The 17,818-nt window shown below is 62.1% G+C and carries 12 protein-coding genes and 1 tRNA gene; 9 read left to right on the top strand and 4 right to left on the bottom strand.

Annotated features, from left to right (window positions below):
* Nucleotides 1-7 precede the first annotated feature (7 nt).
* The 3 genes from EO99_RS0103510 to EO99_RS0103500 all read left to right on the top strand — a co-directional run bounded on the left by EO99_RS0103510 (nucleotide 8) and on the right by EO99_RS0103500 (nucleotide 5,589).
* The gene (locus tag EO99_RS0103510; RefSeq protein ID WP_029617261.1) at nucleotides 8-3,121 is read left to right on the top strand and encodes a multidrug efflux RND transporter permease subunit; all 3,114 of its coding nucleotides are present in this window, start codon (nucleotides 8-10) and stop codon (nucleotides 3,119-3,121) included.
* 125 nt (nucleotides 3,122-3,246) lie between these two features.
* Nucleotides 3,247-4,203, top strand: coding sequence for a VOC family protein (locus tag EO99_RS0103505; RefSeq protein WP_029617260.1), 957 nt, complete (start codon nucleotides 3,247-3,249; stop codon nucleotides 4,201-4,203).
* 126 nt (nucleotides 4,204-4,329) lie between these two features.
* Nucleotides 4,330-5,589: an SfnB family sulfur acquisition oxidoreductase gene (locus EO99_RS0103500; protein ID WP_081851971.1), complete on the top strand. Its 1,260-nt coding sequence runs from the start codon at nucleotides 4,330-4,332 to the stop codon at nucleotides 5,587-5,589.
* 280 nt (nucleotides 5,590-5,869) lie between these two features.
* On the opposite strand, the gene EO99_RS27305 is transcribed toward EO99_RS0103500, so the two are convergent.
* Nucleotides 5,870-6,025 (bottom strand): hypothetical protein, encoded by a 156-nt coding sequence (locus tag EO99_RS27305; RefSeq protein ID WP_156034607.1) that lies wholly within the window; start codon nucleotides 6,023-6,025, stop codon nucleotides 5,870-5,872.
* Between the two features lie 109 nt (nucleotides 6,026-6,134).
* Complete coding sequence (locus EO99_RS0103490; protein ID WP_162179295.1) at nucleotides 6,135-7,808, bottom strand: mechanosensitive ion channel family protein; 1,674 nt, start codon at nucleotides 7,806-7,808, stop codon at nucleotides 6,135-6,137.
* Nucleotides 7,809-8,285: 477 nt separating this feature from the next.
* On the opposite strand from EO99_RS0103490, the gene EO99_RS0103475 reads away from it, so the two are divergent.
* Nucleotides 8,286-9,716, top strand: a complete 1,431-nt coding sequence (locus EO99_RS0103475) for a mechanosensitive ion channel family protein (RefSeq protein ID WP_081851969.1) — start codon at nucleotides 8,286-8,288, stop codon at nucleotides 9,714-9,716.
* A 486-nt stretch (nucleotides 9,717-10,202) separates the two neighbouring features.
* On the opposite strand, the gene EO99_RS0103465 is transcribed toward EO99_RS0103475, so the two are convergent.
* Nucleotides 10,203-10,276: transfer RNA gene (locus tag EO99_RS0103465), tRNA-Gln, on the bottom strand.
* A 239-nt stretch (nucleotides 10,277-10,515) separates the two neighbouring features.
* On the opposite strand from EO99_RS0103465, the gene EO99_RS0103460 reads away from it, so the two are divergent.
* Complete coding sequence (locus tag EO99_RS0103460) at nucleotides 10,516-12,051, top strand: Ppx/GppA phosphatase family protein (RefSeq protein WP_408002856.1); 1,536 nt, start codon at nucleotides 10,516-10,518, stop codon at nucleotides 12,049-12,051.
* Entirely contained in the window at nucleotides 12,048-12,833 is a 786-nt protein-coding gene (locus EO99_RS0103455; protein ID WP_029617255.1) for an RlmE family RNA methyltransferase, read from the top strand. The genes EO99_RS0103460 and EO99_RS0103455 overlap by 4 nt, the downstream gene beginning before the upstream one ends.
* Nucleotides 12,834-12,841: 8 nt before the next feature.
* Here EO99_RS0103455 and EO99_RS0103450 read toward each other — a convergent pair whose 3' ends face one another.
* Nucleotides 12,842-14,245 carry an MFS transporter gene (locus EO99_RS0103450; protein WP_029617254.1) on the bottom strand — a complete coding sequence of 468 codons (1,404 nt, stop codon included), beginning with the start codon at nucleotides 14,243-14,245 and terminating at the stop codon, nucleotides 12,842-12,844.
* Between the two features lie 189 nt (nucleotides 14,246-14,434).
* Between EO99_RS0103450 and EO99_RS0103445 the strand changes: the two genes are divergently transcribed.
* From EO99_RS0103445 to guaB, 3 genes are all read left to right on the top strand, one after another.
* On the top strand, nucleotides 14,435-15,424 hold the full coding sequence (locus EO99_RS0103445; protein WP_029617253.1) for an MBL fold metallo-hydrolase: 990 nt from the start codon (nucleotides 14,435-14,437) through the stop codon (nucleotides 15,422-15,424).
* Nucleotides 15,425-15,590: 166 nt separating this feature from the next.
* Complete coding sequence (locus tag EO99_RS0103440) at nucleotides 15,591-16,079, top strand: ferritin-like domain-containing protein (protein WP_235776748.1); 489 nt, start codon at nucleotides 15,591-15,593, stop codon at nucleotides 16,077-16,079.
* Between the two features lie 174 nt (nucleotides 16,080-16,253).
* Nucleotides 16,254-17,756 carry an IMP dehydrogenase gene (guaB, locus tag EO99_RS0103435; RefSeq protein WP_029617251.1) on the top strand — a complete coding sequence of 501 codons (1,503 nt, stop codon included), beginning with the start codon at nucleotides 16,254-16,256 and terminating at the stop codon, nucleotides 17,754-17,756.
* Nucleotides 17,757-17,818 lie beyond the last annotated feature (62 nt).

The raw sequence follows: 17,818 nt of genomic DNA, 5'->3' as shown, positions 1-17,818 counted from the left end.
ACGCCTGATGCCACAGTTTTTTATCGACAGGCCGGTCTTCGCCTGGGTTATCGCCATCATGATCGTGATTGCGGGGCTGATCGCCCTCCCGCAGCTTCCCGTTTCACGATTCCCCGTCATTGCCCCGCCGAGCGTATCCATCTTCGCCAGCTACACGGGCGCAACGCCGCAGGTGATCAATGACAGCGTCACCAGTGTGATCGAGCGCGAGATTTCCAGCGCCAAGAACGTCCTCTACTTCGATTCGTCCGCGGACTCATCCGGCTCGGCAACCATCACCGTGACATTCAAGCCGGGGACCGACCCGGAACTCGCGCAGGTGGACATCCAGAACCGGTTGAAGGCCGTAGAGCCGCGTTTGCCGGAGGAGGTTCGTCGGGCCGGGCTGACAGTGGAGTCGGCTTCGTCCGGCTTCCTGATGATCGTCTCTCTGAAGTCAAAAGATGGCATGCTCGACGCGCTGGCCCTTGACGATTATCTGGTGCGCAACATCGCACCGGAGCTCAAGCGGGTGGCCGGCGTCGGCCGGGTCCAGTCGTTCGGTTCGGAAGCGGCCATGCGGATCTGGGTCGATCCCATGCGCCTGCTGGCCCATTCCATGTCCATGGCCGAGGTGACGCAGGCGATCCAATCGCAGAATATCCAGGTCGCCCCAGGACGGCTCGGTGACTCTCCGACGGTCCCCGGACAGAAAGTCAGCGTGCCGCTGAATGTCAGGGGCCAGCTCCAGACACCTGAGGAATTTGGTCAGGTCATTCTTCGCTCGAATTCGGATGGCTCACGATTGACCCTGGGCGAAGTCGCGAAGATCGAGGTCGGATCACAATCGTCCGGTTTTTCCATTCTCGACGGCGGCAAGCCAGCGACCGCCGCGGCCATTCAAATGACGCCGGGCGCCAATGCCGTCAGCACATCGAGTGGTGTGCGCGCGCGCCTCGCAGAGCTTTCCCTCACCATGCCTGCGGGAATCGAATATGCGATCTCCTACGACACCGCGCCTTTCGTGAAAATCTCGATCCAGAAAGTGGCACAGACGCTCGCCGAGGCCATGGTGCTCGTGTTCCTGATCATGCTGCTGTTCCTGCAGAATATTCGCTACACGCTCATTCCGGCCATAGTCGCACCGATTGCGCTTCTCGGCACTTTTGCCGTCATGCTGGCGATCGGCTATTCGATCAATGTCCTGACGATGTTCGGCATGGTTCTTGCGATCGGCATCATTGTCGACGACGCGATCGTGGTCGTCGAAAACGTCGAGCGGCTGATGGCCACAGAGGGATTGTCACCGCGTGAGGCGACGCGAAAAGCCATGACGGAAATCACCGGCGCGGTTGTTGGGATATCCCTTGTGCTGATAGCGGTGTTCCTGCCAATGGGTCTGGCTTCCGGCTCCGTCGGCGCCATCTACCGCCAGTTCACGGTCTCGATGGCCGTTTCGATCCTCTTCTCCGCCTTTCTCGCACTTAGTCTCACACCCGCCCTGTGCGCCACCTTGCTGAAGCCGATCGGCCCCGATCACCATCAGCGAAAGGGCTTTTTTGCAGGGTTCAACCGTGGATTCGATCGCTTGACACAGCGTTACGCGGGCTGGGTGGCAAGCCTTGTGCAGAGCACCGGCCGGACCATGTTCGTCTATCTGGCCATTCTCGGCGCAGTGGCCTACGGATACACCACGCTGGCGACCACATTCGTGCCGGAAGAAGACCAGGGCTCCTTCATGACCTCCTTCACCCTGCCGGCAGAGGCGACGGCGGAGCGCACGCGCGACGTGGTCAATCTCTTCGAGAAGCATGTGCAAACGCGATCGGATATCGTCAACAACCTGACGATCATGGGCTTCGGCTTTTCCGGTTCCGGCGCCAATACCGCCATGTCTTTCACGACCATGAAGGATTGGGACCAGCGCTCGACCAGCGTCGACGACGAAGTGAACGCGGCGACGCAGGCCATGGCCGCCGCAACCGAGGGCGAGGTCATGAGCATGAAGCCGCCGGCCATCGATGAACTGGGCACGACCTCGGGTTTTTCGCTCAGACTTCAGGATCGCGCCAATCATGGAGAGAAGGCGCTTGCCGCAGTCGCGGCCCAGCTCACCCAGCTCGCATCCGAGAGCAAGCTCGTAAGCGACGTCCGTGTCGACGGGCTTCCCAGTGGGCCAACCGTCACGCTTGAGGTCGATCGCCAGAAGGCCAGTGCCTTGGGTGTCGCCTATCCCACGATCAGCGACACGCTGAGCGGAGCCGTCGGCTCGACCTATGTGAACGATTTCCCGCGCGACGGCCGGCTGCAGCAGGTCATCGTCCAGGCAGAACCGGCAAGCCGCATGCAGGTCGACGATATTCTCAACCTGCATGTCCGAAGCGACACCGGCCAGATGGTTCGCCTGTCGGAGATCGTGACGGCAGAATGGTCGACCATCCCGCTGCAGGTCACACGCTACAACGGATACCCTTCGATGAGCTTTTCCGGTTCCGCGGCAAAAGGTGTGTCCAGTGGCAAGGCCATGGACGAGATCGAGCAACTGGCGCTGAAGCTTCCCAAGGGTTTCGCCGTCGAGTGGACGGGGCAATCCCTGCAGGAGCGGCAATCCGGCGCTCAGGCACCGATGCTGATGGCCTTCTCCTTCCTGGTGGTGTTCCTCGTGCTGGCGGCACTTTACGAAAGCTGGACAATACCGATTTCCGTCATGCTCGTGGTGCCGCTTGGCATCATGGGTGCCGTGATCGCCGTGCATCTGCGCGGCCTGGAGAATGACGTGTTCTTCAACGTCGGCCTCATCACCTTGATCGGTCTCTCCGCGAAGAATGCGGTGTTGATCGTGGAGTTCGCCCGCAAGCGCCAGAAGGATGGTCAGGGACTCACCGAAGCAGTCGTCGAAGCGGCGCGCCTGCGCCTGCGTCCCATCGTCATGACGTCTCTCGCCTTCACTCTTGGCGTCGTGCCGCTGGTGCTTGCCCGAGGCGCAAGCTCGGAGACCCAGAATGCCATCGGAACCGGCCTTTTCGGCGGAATGATCTCCGGCACCGTGCTGGCGGTGATCTTCGTCCCGGTGTTTTACACCGTCGTTGCACGGTTCGCGCGCCGCCGTCATGCCGCGGCAGCCTCATCTGTCAGTTGTTAATGCTGTAACCGACTTGCCTGACATGACATCTGAGCGAAACGGACGACATTCAGACATGCAGCCGTGAAGAAACGTGAGCGGCAGTACCAGACTCTGCTCGCACCTGTCTTGGAGGGTTGCAAAAAATGTCATTCATCTCTGGTTATCATCACCTCACGCTGAGCACCGATGGCGCTCAGGAGGACTATGACTTCTATACGAAAACACTTGGACTGCATTCCATCAAGCGCACCGTGCTCTTCGACGGGACGATCCCGGTCTACCATCTCTATTACGGCGCAAAAAGCGGCGACCCCTCGACGATCGTCACGACCTTCCCGTTCAAGAAGCCCGGCATCTACGGCAAGCGCGGCACCAACCAGTCGAAGATCATCCAGCTTTCCGTTCCCCTCGGTTCCGCCGACTTCTGGGTCGACCGGCTGAACGAGCGTGGCATCCCGGCGACGAAGACAAGCCGGTTTGGCATCACCCGCGTGGCGCTCGCCCACCCCTGCGGGATCGACCACGAACTGGTCGAAAACCCTGTTGACCCGCGCCCGCCGATCACGAGGGAAGTGCACGGCGTCGGCGCAGACCATGGCATCCGGGGCATCTACGGCGCGGCCGTCGCTGTCTTCGATCGGACATCCATGGACGACTTCCTGACGGTGGGCATGGGTATGAAGAAGGAAGCCGACAGCGATGAAGGGCTGATGTTCTCGGTGCCGAACGATGGCGGCCCCTCGAGCATGGTCGAGGTTCTACATCAGCCGACAGGGCCGCAGGGCACCTGGACGCTCTCGGGCGGCACCATCCATCACCTCGCGCTCGACACAGGTAGCGAGGAGCACCAGCTAAAATTGAAGGCACACCTCGAAGGGCTCGGTTTTACCGACGTCTCCGACCAGAAGGATCGCAACTACTTCAAGTCCTGCTATGTCAGGTCTCCGGGCGGCGCGCTCTTCGAGATCGCCTGGTCGGTCGAAGGCTGCTGGGCAAAGGACGAGCCGGCCGATGCCATCGGCTCGACCCTCGTCTTCCCGCCATGGTTCGAGGATCGCCGCGAAGAAATGATTGCCGGCCTCGAACAAACCAATTTTTGAGCCCGCCGAAAGACGGCCGGTCGGTAACCGCTCTGCCGCCTTAGATACAATCGCTCTTCTGAAGTGAAGGCGCCCGAAAGGTCACCTTCTTCCTCTATAATCAAATTAAATCAGAGAGATAGTGATATGAACGATGCTACGTCGAAGGCCGTTGAGGTTTCAGAGCGCGTGCCGGCTTCCCCTTGGGCACCCTCTCCCCCAGCAGAACATGCGCATGTCATCAGCAGCGACGAGGAGGCGATCGCGATCGCCGAAGATTTACGCGTCCGCTTCCTTGCCGATGCAGGTGCAAGAGACAAGCACAGACGGCTACCGTTTGACGAGATCGACCTTTTCTCTCAGAGCGGCCTCTGGGGCATTACGATACCCAAGGCATACGGCGGCGCTGGCGTCTCGCAGACCACCCTCGCCAAGGTTTTCACGCTCCTGGCGTCAGCGGATGCTTCTCTGGCGCAGATGCCGCAGAGTCACTTTGAAATCATCGACGTCATTCGGCTCACCGGCAGCGAAGAGCAGAAGAGAGACCTCTTCGGTAAGGTGCTTGCGGGCAACAGACTGGGCAATGCCTTTTCGGAATTCAAAGGGAAGAATGTCGAAGACATGAAGACCCGACTGGTGCGGGAAGGGGATGATTTCCTCGTGTCGGGAGAGAAGTTCTACTCGACCGGCGCGCTGTTTGCACACCTCGTACCGATCGTGGCACTGGATGAAAGTGGTCATGTCTTTGTTGCCGTAGCCGATAGAGCGGCGAGCGGATTGACAGTCATCGACGATTGGTCAAGCTTCGGCCAGCGCACGACCGCAAGCGGCACGGTGCTGCTTGAAAACGTGCGCGTTGCCGCGTCTCGGGTATTACCTGCCCACATCGTCTATGAACATCCCAGCGCCGTCGGTCCGCAGAGTCAGATCATCCATGCGGCGATCGATCTCGGTATTGCCCAGCACGCTATCGATACCACGATCGATCTGCTCAACACCTATGCTCGTCCCTGGATCGATAGCGGGCAAGAACGCGCAACGGATGACCCCTATACCATCGCGGCTATTGGGGACCTGAAAATCCGGTACCATGCTGCGGAACTGATGCTCGAACGCAGCGGCCGGCAACTCGATGCCACGATTGCCAATGCTAATGAACAGACAATTGGCTTGGCCAAAATCGCGATTGCGGAGGCCAAGGTTTTGTCGACGGAGCTTGCCCTCCTTGCATCGAACAAGCTGTTCGAACTCGTCGGAACGCGCTCAACGCTCGACAAACACAATCTGGATCGCCTCTGGCGTGACGCGCGGACACATACGCTGCACGACCCGGTTCGTTGGAAATTTCACGCGATCGGTCAATATTACCTGAATGGAATTCAACCCCCGATACATTCGTGGATCTAGGCAGGGGGATGCCCCTTGGAGACGCCAGCGTTTCCTGGGGGCGTGGCGGCTGGCGGTGAGTTTCTCATCTCACCGATACTCGTGGACTGGCAAAGCCCGCGATGCCCAGTTGAAACCTACCGATTCCAAGACCGCTTTTGCGACGGAACAGATAGGAGACAATAATCGCGACTACGACACGTGGACGCGCACGGGATGGTGCAAAGGTTGCCGGCGGGCAGGAGCACTAAGTCCGCTATGAGGCAAAAAGGAAGGCGTCCCGAAGGATCCCGTGAAGAAGTCAGTCAAGAAGGTCGGCAACAGCCGCGACCAAGTCGAGGCTGATCTGGAGGCCAAGACGTGTAGGGGTGTCGTTTGGGCTCAGGATCGGAAGGCCGACGTCGAGAACCGCTCCGAAGATCGCCCGCAAGAAGAACCAGGTCTGAGAGCTCCCCATCCAGTCGTTCCTTGCGCAACGGCAGCGTGCGGAGGTCTCTCTGATGTTCGGTAGTGGCGCCGGCTTCAGGCCAAGCTTCCACAGAAGGCGGAAGGCTAGGACTTGGTAGCTAGGCCTGGTTTTGTTCCATGCCCTGGTGCCGTTCGCGCGGAAGCCACCGACCACCACATTCATCGCGGAGGAATGCGTAAAGCTTTTCGCGCGTTCTGCACTGGAGATTCCATCCTGCTGCCGGATTTGCTGCCGAGGCATAAAACCGCACTGTGATGGTCCAACCATCGTTACCGATGACCAGGGTCTTGGGATCCTCTCGCTTGTCCCAATCGGGATCTTCGCGCAGAATCGCTTCGAACTGCTTGCGTAGAACCTCGATATCCGCGGTGGGATCGAGTTTGATTTCGATAGGTTTCGTCATCTCGGGGTTGCGGATCGACCAGTTCTCGAAGGGTTCGCTCACGAAATATCGGACAGGGACGATGAAGCGGCGACTGTCCCATGTTTGCACCAACACATAGGTGAAATTGATTTCTTCGACATAACCCCACTCACCCTCGAAATTGATGGCGTCGCCGATCCGGATCGGCTTGGCTATGGCAAGCTGCACGCTCGCCAAGACGTTACCGAGAACCGTCTGGGCCGCAAAGCCGAGGATGAGGGAAAGCAGGCCGGCCGACGCCAGAAGCGAGACCCCCAGTGAACGGCTAAGGTTGAGCTGTGCGACGACCGCGGCAGTCCCCGCAACCAAGGCCAGGAAGATGACGATGCGCCTGGTGACGGAAATATTGGTGATCAGCTCACGGGACTGCGTGTTTTCTTCTTCGCCGATCGATGCGACGAAATTGTCGGTCACGATGTCGAGGACCGTGCCGACAATCCGCAGCAGGACCAGCGCAATGGCCACGACGAGCGCTACAGTGGTTGCGATGGAGACAACCGTGCTGGCCGGCCCGGAAAATGAAAGCAGACTTGCATTCAGGATGAGCACGAAAGCCGCGCCCGCGAACAAGGCAACAGGGGTTGCTGCCCGGTGAACGATCTGCGGAAGCCATCGCTTCTTTTCCGTCCCGTCGTCCTGTCGTGACGCCAGTCGCCGTTCTGCAAAACCCATGATGCGATAGACGATGTAGCCCGCGAACGCGCTGACCAGCAGGATCAGGGGGAGCGCGACGACCTGCCAGATCGGGATCCGCCAGAATGCTTCCTGCCGGACAACATCCGGCAGGAGTTCTTCGATCATGCCCGGCCCATGGACTTCATAAAGAGCAGGGACGTAGCCAACCGTCCGGCGTGACACCAGCCAGATGGGATCTCCCTCTTCCGGCTCGTAGCGGTTGATGCGGATTTCGACGGGGCGGCCTTCCAGATCGACAACGCCCAGGAGCAACGAGCGCCGTCTTTCCCCTGCAAGGGGTTCATCCGAGGACGCCACGGAATCCAGCCCATCTTCCCGGTCCGGCAAGCTCTCCCAGCGGATCCAGACTCTGGCCTTGATGATCTCGTGCAGTTGCCGGGCACGTTGCGCACCCCATAGCAATCGCCGGTCATCGGGAAGGTCGGAGAGGTCGAGATATGCGGCTGCCCGCTCATAGTCTTGGCGGCTTGCGCTGTCCACGAAACCCTCAACGGTCGACCTTGGGGTTGAGCGATCGACGCGGTCTCCAGAGAGATTGGAGATGTCCAGCTCTTCGACCTCGAACGTTGAGGCGCCGTCCTGGGCCAGCGACGCGGTCGGAACGGCCGCACCGCCCGCCAGCAGCAACGACAGCATGCCTGCGCGGAACACGGCGACGCCCCAGCCAGGCCGCGCCGAATTTGTCCCGCCAGTCGCAACGCCCCATAAGCGGAGCAGGAGGCCCACGAGGATCATCAGCAGCGTGTGCGGCAGCAGGGTGGAGAGACTGCGAAGGCCAGCGGAGTGACGCCTCCCGGATCCGGAGGGTCGTTCACAGCTAGTCGTCGTTGGGGCGCTGCTCCTTGGCCCCGCGTTCTGCTCCGTCATCCTGTTTCCGCTCCTCATCCAGTACCATGCTTCCAATCATGAAGTAGGCTATGAGCACGATGGCGACACTCCCAAGTATAGCGACGGGCAGCATCGGTGCGGCAAGGCGCTCAGGAGGCGTTCGGTCGGTTTCTTCATCACAGCAGAAACCGCTTTTTGAGCTCGCACAGGCGCATCACATCGAATGAGCGATGGCCCCGGCTCCTGGAAAGGGAACTATGTTCACCCGGACCTGTTCCCTGTCTCGCAAGCAAAACACGAATGAGTGGCCTGCTTGCTCTGTGGAAAACGTCCAAGGAGACCGTTCATGCTCAAGTTTATCGGCGGCACCATCGGAGTCATCTTCCTGATCGGCCTGGCCGTGGTCGTCCTTCTTCTGATGCTGATCTTCTAGTGGCCGGCACGGCGGGCGAAGCCAGATGGGTTCGGCGGCTGGCCTTGGCGGTACTTGCCGGGCTTCTTTTGCTTCCAGCAGGTCGGGCGGGGGCGCAGGAATCGGAGACCGTCAGGCTCGACGGACGAGGCCTATTCGCCGTCAGCGCGGTCGAATCTCTCGATGCATCGGAACGCGCGCGCCGCGTGGAGCAGCGGCTTCGCGTTCTCCTCAGGGCGCTTGATGCCGTGCCTCAGGCACTCGTCGAAGCGTCAGGTGACGAGCGCGTCGTCGTCGTGTCGGGTGTCCGGGTCACGACCGTCTATCCGATCGACGCGGAAGACAATCTGAGTGATATCGACGGCCTTGCAGCACTATGGGCGCGGGCGATCGAAACGGGTTTGCAGGAGGCGTTGGACCGCCGCTCGGGTTTCGGCGGCAGCTTTGTCGCGGATACTCGGGCCGCCCTGCAAACCGTCCTCTCGCGCGCTTGGGCCTCCGTCGTCAGCGTCGTTCCAAAATTGCTGGCCGCCGGGCTGGTAATGGCCGTCGCTGTGATGATTGCCTCGGTGGTGAACCGGGTGCTCGTCCTCGTCTTCAAGCGCCGGGTCGCCGACAAGACGCTTGAAAATCTGATCCGGCAACTGTCGTACTACTCGATTATTCTGCTCGGCGCCCTCGTTGCTGCCGACGCCTTGGGGTTCAGTCCGGGCGCTCTGGTGACCGGGCTGGGCCTGACGGGGCTCGTGCTCGGCTTTGCGCTCAAGGATATTCTCTCGAACTTTGTCAGTGGACTCTTGATCCTGGCGCTTCGGCCATTCGAGATCGGGGATCAGATCGTCGTGGGACCGACGGAGGGTTCCGTCGAACGTATCGAACTGCGGGCGACGCAGATCCGCACCTATGACGGTCGAGTCGCCCTGGTTCCGAATGCCGAGGTCTTTACCTCGCGTATCGTCAACAATACCGCAGATCCGATCCGTCGCGGCAATGTCCTTCTCCAGGTCGGCTACAGCACCGATCTGAACGCGCTCGTGGAACGCTTGCGCGGCTCAGTCGCTTCAGTTGAAGGTGTTCTTCCGGATCGTCCGGTGACGGTCCGCATCGAGGAGCTGGCTGCGGATGCCATCACCTTGAACATCGGTTTCTGGACGGATTCGCTCCGGTCGGATTATAAGGAAACCACTTCCAACGTCCGACATCATATCGCCTCGACAATGGAGGAAATGGGTCTTCCTCTTCCAGAGCCTGATCTCTGGCGCATCGCACCCGCCGATGTCGAAGGATGGAAGAGCATGCTGTCAGATAGCGGTCGCTGAATTCGGCCGGTAGCGAGGGCATGATGGTCAGTCGCGAACTGAAATAGAAACAGGCGGCACATGAGGCACAAGCGGATGATCGCATCCTTGATTTTGCTTGCCGGTGCGGCTCCAGCGACACAGGTCTTTGGACAATCGACCCCTCGACTGACGCACGACCCTGCGGAACTCTTCGGATACAGAGTCGACGTCAGGAAGACAGAAAGCCGCCGCATCGCCGAGCAGGCTCTTGATGCACTCGAGCAAGCCAGATCGACGCTCAAGAGATCAAGATGGTGTTTCGCCAATAGAAGATGTTCCCGCGGCGAATCTGATTCTCGACGTCGTGGCGCACGGCCATGACGAATACCCAGTCTTGCGCCCGAGAGTTCGGCTGCGGCGCGTGAGCGCCGTGGGCATCACCTGTGGGCATCAGGTCGCCAATGACGCCAAAACGGGATCCGGCACGACAGAAAAAACAAGGAAATAAGGGCTTTTAGGGAGAATTGGCTGGGGAACCTGGATTCGAACCAGGACTAACGGAGTCAGAGTCCGTGGGTCTACCGTTAACCTATTCCCCAAGACCGCCGTGGCGCGTGGCGCCGGTCGGTGTGGGCGGCTTATAACCAAAGCGCCGGCCGATGCAAATACCCTTTTTGAAAAAAGTTGGCAGCCGTTTCTGTCGGGCTCGGGCGCCTCGCACGGATAGCGGCGAAAAAGCCGTTGGCGAATGCCGCTGCCGCTGTTATCCTGTCGTCAACGTAACGATAGACGCCAGCTGCATGCTCCAAGGCTTTGCGCGGCGAGATGGACATAAGTGATGGACCCCGATAGCGGCGGAAAGCCGCCAGAAGGCGGGGCATCTGTTGCAGGTCGCGGCGAGGGGAGGTCTTCCCGCCGCCGCAAGGCGAAGCGCAGGTGCAAGAACCTCAACGCGGCGCCTTCCGTGCATGGCGGGGCAGCGCAGGATGCTGGCCCGGCCGGACGGCCCGCAACAGACGACGCCCTCAATCCGACGCGAAAGCGCAAGCGCCGCCGTGCGCGATCCGCCTCGGCCGCCAAGACGGAGGCGGATGGCGTGACGGCCGTTGCCGTGCCGGCACGTGTGCCGACAGCAGCGGGAGACACGGCCGGACCGGGCAATCCCAAGAAGCGCCGCAAGAAGAACCGTGGTGGCCGCGGGCTCCAGGGGCGCCCGCTGGCGCAGGCACGCGCTGAACCGGCCTACGCGCCCCGCGCGGCATCTCCAGCAGGCCAGGCCGCGTCCGTTGCCATGGCCAACGGCGCCGGTCGCATCGCCCCCGAAGCTCCGCGCGTCTACCGCGATGATTTCTACGCCGCGCTCGATCTCGGGACCAACAACTGCCGCCTGCTGATCGCGCAGCCGACGCGTCCCGGCCAGTTCCGGGTCGTCGATGCCTTTTCCCGCATCGTGCGCCTTGGCGAAGGTCTGGCGGCCAACCGCCGGCTGTCGAACGACGCCATGGACCGGGCCGTCGATGCGCTGAAGGTCTGCGCCGCCAAGCTCTCCACCCGACCGATCCGCAAGATGCGGCTGATCGCCACCGAGGCCTGCCGTGCGGCCGACAACGGCGAGGAATTCCTCTCCCGCGTCGTGCGCGAAACCGGGCTTGATCTCGAGATCATCGACCGCGAGACGGAGGCCCGCCTTGCGGTCTCCGGCTGTTCGTCGCTGGTCGGGCGCGAGGCGCGGTCGGTGGTGCTCTTCGATATCGGCGGCGGCTCGTCTGAAATCGCCGTCATCCGCATCGACAACAACCGCTCCAGCCGTCTCGCCAACCACATCACCCACTGGACATCGCTGCCTGTCGGCGTCGTCACCCTGTCGGAACGCCACGGCGGCCGCGATGTGACGCCCGAGGTGTTCGAGGCCATGGTCACCGAGGTGGAGGGAATGCTCTCGAGCTTCCATTGCCCACCGGTGCTGGCCCCGCAGGGCGGGCTCGACGATTTCCACCTGATCGGCACCTCGGGCACCGTCACCACGCTGGCCGGCGTGCACCTCGATCTGCCGCGCTACGACCGCCGCAAGGTGGACGGCCTCTGGCTCTCCGACACGGAGGTCACGGCGATGCAGGCAAAGCTCCTGTCCTGGGGCTTTGCCGACCGCGCCGCAAATCCCTGCATCGGTCCGGACCGCGCCGATCTGGTGCTGGCCGGCTGCGCCATCCTGGAGGCGATCCGGCGGCGCTGGCCCAGCCAGCGGATGCGGGTGGCCGATCGCGGGCTGCGCGAAGGCATTCTGACGGACATGATGGCCGATGATGGCGCATGGCGCCGGATCCGCCCCCGGCGCACGGAACACGAGCGCGATGAGCAAGGAGCAAGCCGATGACCAAACCGCCGGTCGGCAGCAATCGCACGGGCCGCAAGCTTGGGCAGAAGGTCAAGAAGGGCAAGCTGAAGGCGTCGTCGCGGCGCTGGATCGAGCGCCACATCAACGATCCCTATGTGCAGCGGGCAAAGCTCGAGGGCTATCGCGCCCGCGCCGCCTTCAAGCTTCTCGAGATCGACGAGAAGCACCAGATCCTGAAGGGCGCCCGGCGTATCATCGACCTGGGCGCCGCACCCGGCAGCTGGTCGCAGATCGCCGCCAAGGTGACGGGGTCGACGGACGAGGACGTGCGGGTGGCGGCCATCGACTTCCTGGAGATGGCGCCGCTCGCCGGCGTGAAGATCCTGCAGCTCGACTTCCTCGATGACGAAGCGCCGCGGCTGCTGCTGGAAGGCATCGGCGGCGAACCCGATCTCGTCCTCTCCGACATGGCTGCCCCCACCACCGGCCACCAGAAGACCGATCACCTGCGCACCATGCATCTCTGCGAGGTCGCCGCCTATTTCGCCGTGGAAGTGCTGAAGGAGGGCGGGCATTTTCTCGCCAAGACCTTCCAGGGCGGCACCGAGCGCGATCTCCTCAACATGCTGAAGGCGAACTTCCGGCAGGTGATCCACATCAAGCCGGGCGCCTCGCGGTCGGAATCGGTCGAGATGTTCCTGCTCGCCAAGCACTTCAAGGGCCGCCGGGCCGGCGCCGGACCGGAAACGGAAGTCGATGTCGAAGACATTGATCCCCGCGAATTTGCCGAGGCTGATACCGACGAGGGCACCCACGACTGATCCGACGACTACTGCGCCGCCTCGGTTTCCACGGCGGCGCGTCCATGGCCCGAGACCGCCGATCCGGCATCGCGGCGCAGGCCGAGCAGCGGCACCACGGCAAACAGCGATACGCCCGCGACGATGAAGAAGGCCAGGTGAAAGTCGGCCAGCTGCAGGTGCGATCCCGACAGCACCGACGAGGCCTCCAGAATGAAGGCGGCGAAGGCAACGCCCAGCGCCAGGCTTACCTGCTGCAGCACGGAGGCGATGGAGGTCGCCTGGCTCGCCTGCGCGTCGTCGATCTCCGAATAGCTGAGCGCATTGCTGCCGGTGAAGAAGAACGACCGGCAGAGCCCCGACATCACCAGGAAGGCGATGATCAGCGCATGCGAGGTCTCCGGGGTGAAGAAGCCGTTGACGGAGGTTGTAACCGCGCCCAGCACGCCGGCGGCGATCAGCGTCACCTTGAACCCGGTGGCGGCAAACACGCGGCGGGCGACGAATTTCACCATCAGTGCACCGAGCGCGCCGGCAAAGGTGATCATCCCGGACTGGAACGGATTGAGGCCGAAGGCCAGCTGCAGCATCAGGGGCATCAGGAACGGAATGGCACCGGTCGAGACCCGGAAGATCGTCCCGCTGGAGGTGGCGGCGCGAAACGCCTCATTGCGGAAGAGCGACAGGCTGAGGATGGGCGAGGGGTGGCGCCTCTGGTGCCCGATGTAGAGAAAGCCGCAGAGGATGCCGACGGCCGTCGCGCTGATGCCGAAGGCCGGGGGCAGGGCCGGCAGGCTCACCACCGAGAGACCGAACACCGTTCCGGCGGCGGCCATGGCGATCAGGAAGAAGCCCAGCCAGTCGATCGGCGGCGGCTGCACGGTATCGATCTTGGGCAGGTAGATGCCGGACAGCCAGATGCCGAGAAAGCCGATCGGCACATTGATGATGAAGATCCAGTGCCAGGTGAAATAGGTGGTGATGAAACCGCCGATGGGCGGGCCCGTGAGCGGCCCGATGAGGGCCGGGATGGTCAGCAGCGCCATGGCCGAGACGAGGTCGCTGCGTTTCGTCGTCCGCAACAGCAGGAGCCGCCCGACGGGCGTCATCATCGCGCCGCCCATGCCCTGCAGGAACCGCGACAGGACGAATTGCACCAGCGTTCCGGAGACGGCGCAGAGGATCGATCCGATGATGAAGACCAGGATTGCCATCCGGAAGATCGTCTTGGCGCCGAACCGGTCCGCCATCCAGCCGCTGATCGGGATGAAGATCGCCAGAGCCACCATGTAGGAAGTCAGCGCCAGCTTCAGCGTGATCGGCCCGACCTCGAGATCGGCGGCAATGGCCGGCAGCGCCGTCGCGATCACGGTGGAATCCATCTGCTCCATGAACAGGGCGACGGCGAGGATGAGGGGAACGATGCGGTTCATCAATCAGGCACGACAGGCGGAAGGGAGGTCTTGTGTAGTCCCATCCCCCCGATTTGCCAACGCCTTTGCCCGCCTCCGCTGAACTTGGCATCACGACTGCGTGACATCGGTTCCCACACGCGTCATGGCTTTTATCTAAGCACGCACTGTCGGGATCGGCAGAACCTTATCAGCTTCGGGGAGAGACAGATGACGATGCCATCAATGGGACGCCGGGCGCTTTTGGGAACAGCCGGCATGGGTATAGTGACCGCGCCGGCGCTCTTGCGGGGCGAAGCGCGTGCGCAGGAAACGAACCGCCTGGAGATCAATAGAGCAATGCCGCCGGAAACCGACCGATTTAGCGTAGGAAGCTTTGGAGTTCTTGTTGTCAAGGATGGCTCGCGGGCCTCGGGTGCGCCCAACGAGACATTCGGTGCTGATCAGTCTGCCGAAACCGTCGGTGAACTTCTTGAGGAAAACTTCCTGCCGACGGACCAGTTCGTCAACAGTTTTGCCCCGACGGTCATCAACACCGGAAGCGACGTCGTCCTGTTCGATACCGGCATGGGACCGGGCGGACGCGCCCAGGGCATGGGACGCCTGATCGAGGGGCTGACCGCCGGCGGCTATACGCCGGAAGACGTCACCGTGGTCGTCCTCACCCACCTGCATGGTGACCACATCGGCGGCCTGATGGAAGATGGCGGCCCGGCATTCCCGAACGCCCGCTACGTAACCGGCCAGATCGAATACGATTTCTGGACGGACACCGCACGGGTAGGGACATCGGCCGAAGGCGGCCACAAATCGGTTCTGGAAAAGGTCAAGCCGCTCGCCGACAAGATGACCTTCATCGGCGATGGCGCCGAGGTGGTGTCGGGCATCACCGGCATGGCTGCCTTCGGCCATACGCCGGGCCACATGATCTTCAACGTCGAGTCCGATGGCCGTCGCCTGATCCTCGCGGCCGATACGGCCAACCACTACGTTCTGTCGCTGCAGCGCCCCGAGTGGGAAGTCCGCTTCGACATGGACAAGGCTGCCGCGGCTGCCACCCGCAAGAAGGTCTTCGACATGATCGCCACGGATCGGGTGGCCTTCCTCGGCTACCACATGCCGTTCCCGTCGGTCGGTTATGCGGAAAAGCTCGACACGGGCTACCGCTTCGTGCCGAAATCCTACCAGTTCGAGATCTGATCGCGCTTTCGCCGTGAATTCGAAAGGGACCGGTCTCTTCGCGCCGGTCCCTTTTTCATGACGGATTGTCCATCTAGCATTAGATTTCGGTAATATTGATCTGGATCACGCGGAGATCGGGATCGAGTTGACTACGCTCCTCTCGTCAACCCAGAGGAGACTTCTGATGAAATGGACTTTCCCGTTTGTGATTGCCGGCGTCATGGCGTTTGTGCCGGCCGTTGCCCCCGCCGCCACTATCGACAATCAGGCCGAGCAGGCGCTGATGCGTGCGCTGGCGGATGAGTATAACGCCGAAGCCTTCTACGCCGCCGTCATCGAGACGTTCGGCCCGGTGCGGCCTTTCTCCAACATCATCGAAGCCGAACGCATGCATGCTTCGGCCCTGGTGGATCTGATGCGCGGTTATGGAATCGACGTGCCGCCCAACGACAAGCTCGGTGCGCAAGCCGTGGAGGTTGAGGTGCCGGCCACGCTCAAGGAGGCCTGTCTCGTCGGCGTGGAGGCGGAAATCCTCAATCGCGATCTCTATACAAACGACCTGATGCCGGCGGCGGCCGGCTACCCGGATATCCTGCGTGTCTTCGACGGCCTGCAGGCGGCTTCCGAGAACAATCACCTGCCGGCATTTCAGCGTTGCGCCCAAAGGAACTGACCGCCGATGATGACGAGACGATGAAATCCTGCCTCCACGCTCCTTTTTGAGCCTGGCGGCAGTTTTCATTGCCGGGAAACCGTGGTACCAGCCCTCGCCAACTTCCCATTCCTGAAGATCGCTCCGGTTATCCTCCCACCGGAACGAACTTCCTTTCATTTAAGGAAATTGGCCATGGCTCGCATTGTAGAATCCGCAACCGGCGCAGATGCGCTGACCTTTGACGACGTGCTCCTGCAGCCGGGACACTCCGAGGTGATGCCGGGCCAGACGAACATCGCCACGACCATTGCCCGCGACATCGATCTCAACCTGCCCATTCTCTCCTCCGCCATGGACACGGTCACCGAGGGTCGCCTCGCCATCGCGATGGCCCAGGCCGGCGGCATCGGCGTTATCCATCGCAACCTGACGCCGAGCGAACAGGCCGAAGAGGTCCGCCAGGTCAAGAAGTTCGAGAGCGGCATGGTCGTCAATCCGGTGACGATCGGCCCGGAGGCGACGCTGGCCGACGCCCTGTCCCTGATGAAGACGCATGGTATTTCCGGCATTCCGGTTGTCGATAACGGCGGCAACGGCGGTCACAGGACCGGCCGCCTCGTCGGCATCCTGACGAACCGCGACGTGCGGTTTGCCTCCGACCCGTCGCAGAAGATCCACGAACTGATGACCCACGAGAACCTCATCACGGTCAACGACAACGTCGACCAGGGCGAGGCCAAGCGTCTGCTGCACATGCATCGCATCGAGAAGCTACTGGTGGTGGATGGCCAGGGCCATTGCGTCGGCCTGATCACCGTCAAGGACATCGAGAAGACGCAGCTCAACCCGAACGCCTCCAAGGATGCGCAGGGCCGCCTGCGGGCTGCTGCCGCCATCAGCGTCGGCGATGACGGCTTCGAGCGCGCCGAGCGGCTGATCGAGGCAGGCGTCGACCTTCTGGTGGTCGATACTGCCCATGGTCACTCGCAGCGCGTGCTGGACGCCGTGGCGCGGGTCAAGAAGCTGTCCAACTCCGTGCGCATCATGGCCGGCAACGTCGCCACCTATGACGGCACGAGGGCGCTCATCGATGCCGGCGCGGATGCGGTGAAGGTCGGGATCGGTCCGGGATCGATCTGCACGACCCGGATTGTTGCCGGCGTCGGCGTTCCGCAGCTCGCCGCAATCATGGCGGCCGTGAACGCCGCCCGCGATCAGAACATCCCGGTCATTGCCGACGGCGGCATCAAGTTCTCCGGCGATCTGGCCAAGGCGATTGCTGCCGGCGCCTCGGCTGCCATGGTCGGCTCGCTGCTGGCCGGCACCGACGAGAGCCCGGGCGAGGTCTATCTCTACCAGGGCCGCTCCTTCAAGGCTTACCGTGGCATGGGTTCGGTGGGCGCCATGGCGCGCGGCTCTGCGGATCGCTATTTCCAGGCGGAAGTGCGCGACACGCTGAAGCTGGTCCCGGAAGGCATCGAAGGTCAGGTGCCTTACAAGGGGCAGGTTTCGGCGGTGCTGCACCAGCTCGCCGGCGGCCTGAAGGCCGCCATGGGCTATGTCGGCGGCGCCGATATCCCCTCCTTCCAGGAGAAGGCGACCTTCGTGCGGATCTCCGGCGCTGCCCTGCGCGAAAGCCATCCGCATGGCGTCACCATCACCCGCGAGAGCCCGAACTATCCCGGCGGCGCCTGATCTTGACGGTATCGGCAGTCGACGATTGCAATTGTCGATGCCAGGGTTTCCTCTAGTCTTCA

Origin of the sequence: Pseudorhizobium marinum (assembly GCF_000705355.1) — a bacterium.
In the GTDB taxonomy this organism is placed as follows: domain Bacteria; phylum Pseudomonadota; class Alphaproteobacteria; order Rhizobiales; family Rhizobiaceae; genus Neorhizobium; species Neorhizobium pelagicum.
The sequence above is the reverse complement of the archived record's forward strand: the minus strand, read 5'-3'. Positions and strand labels throughout refer to the sequence as shown.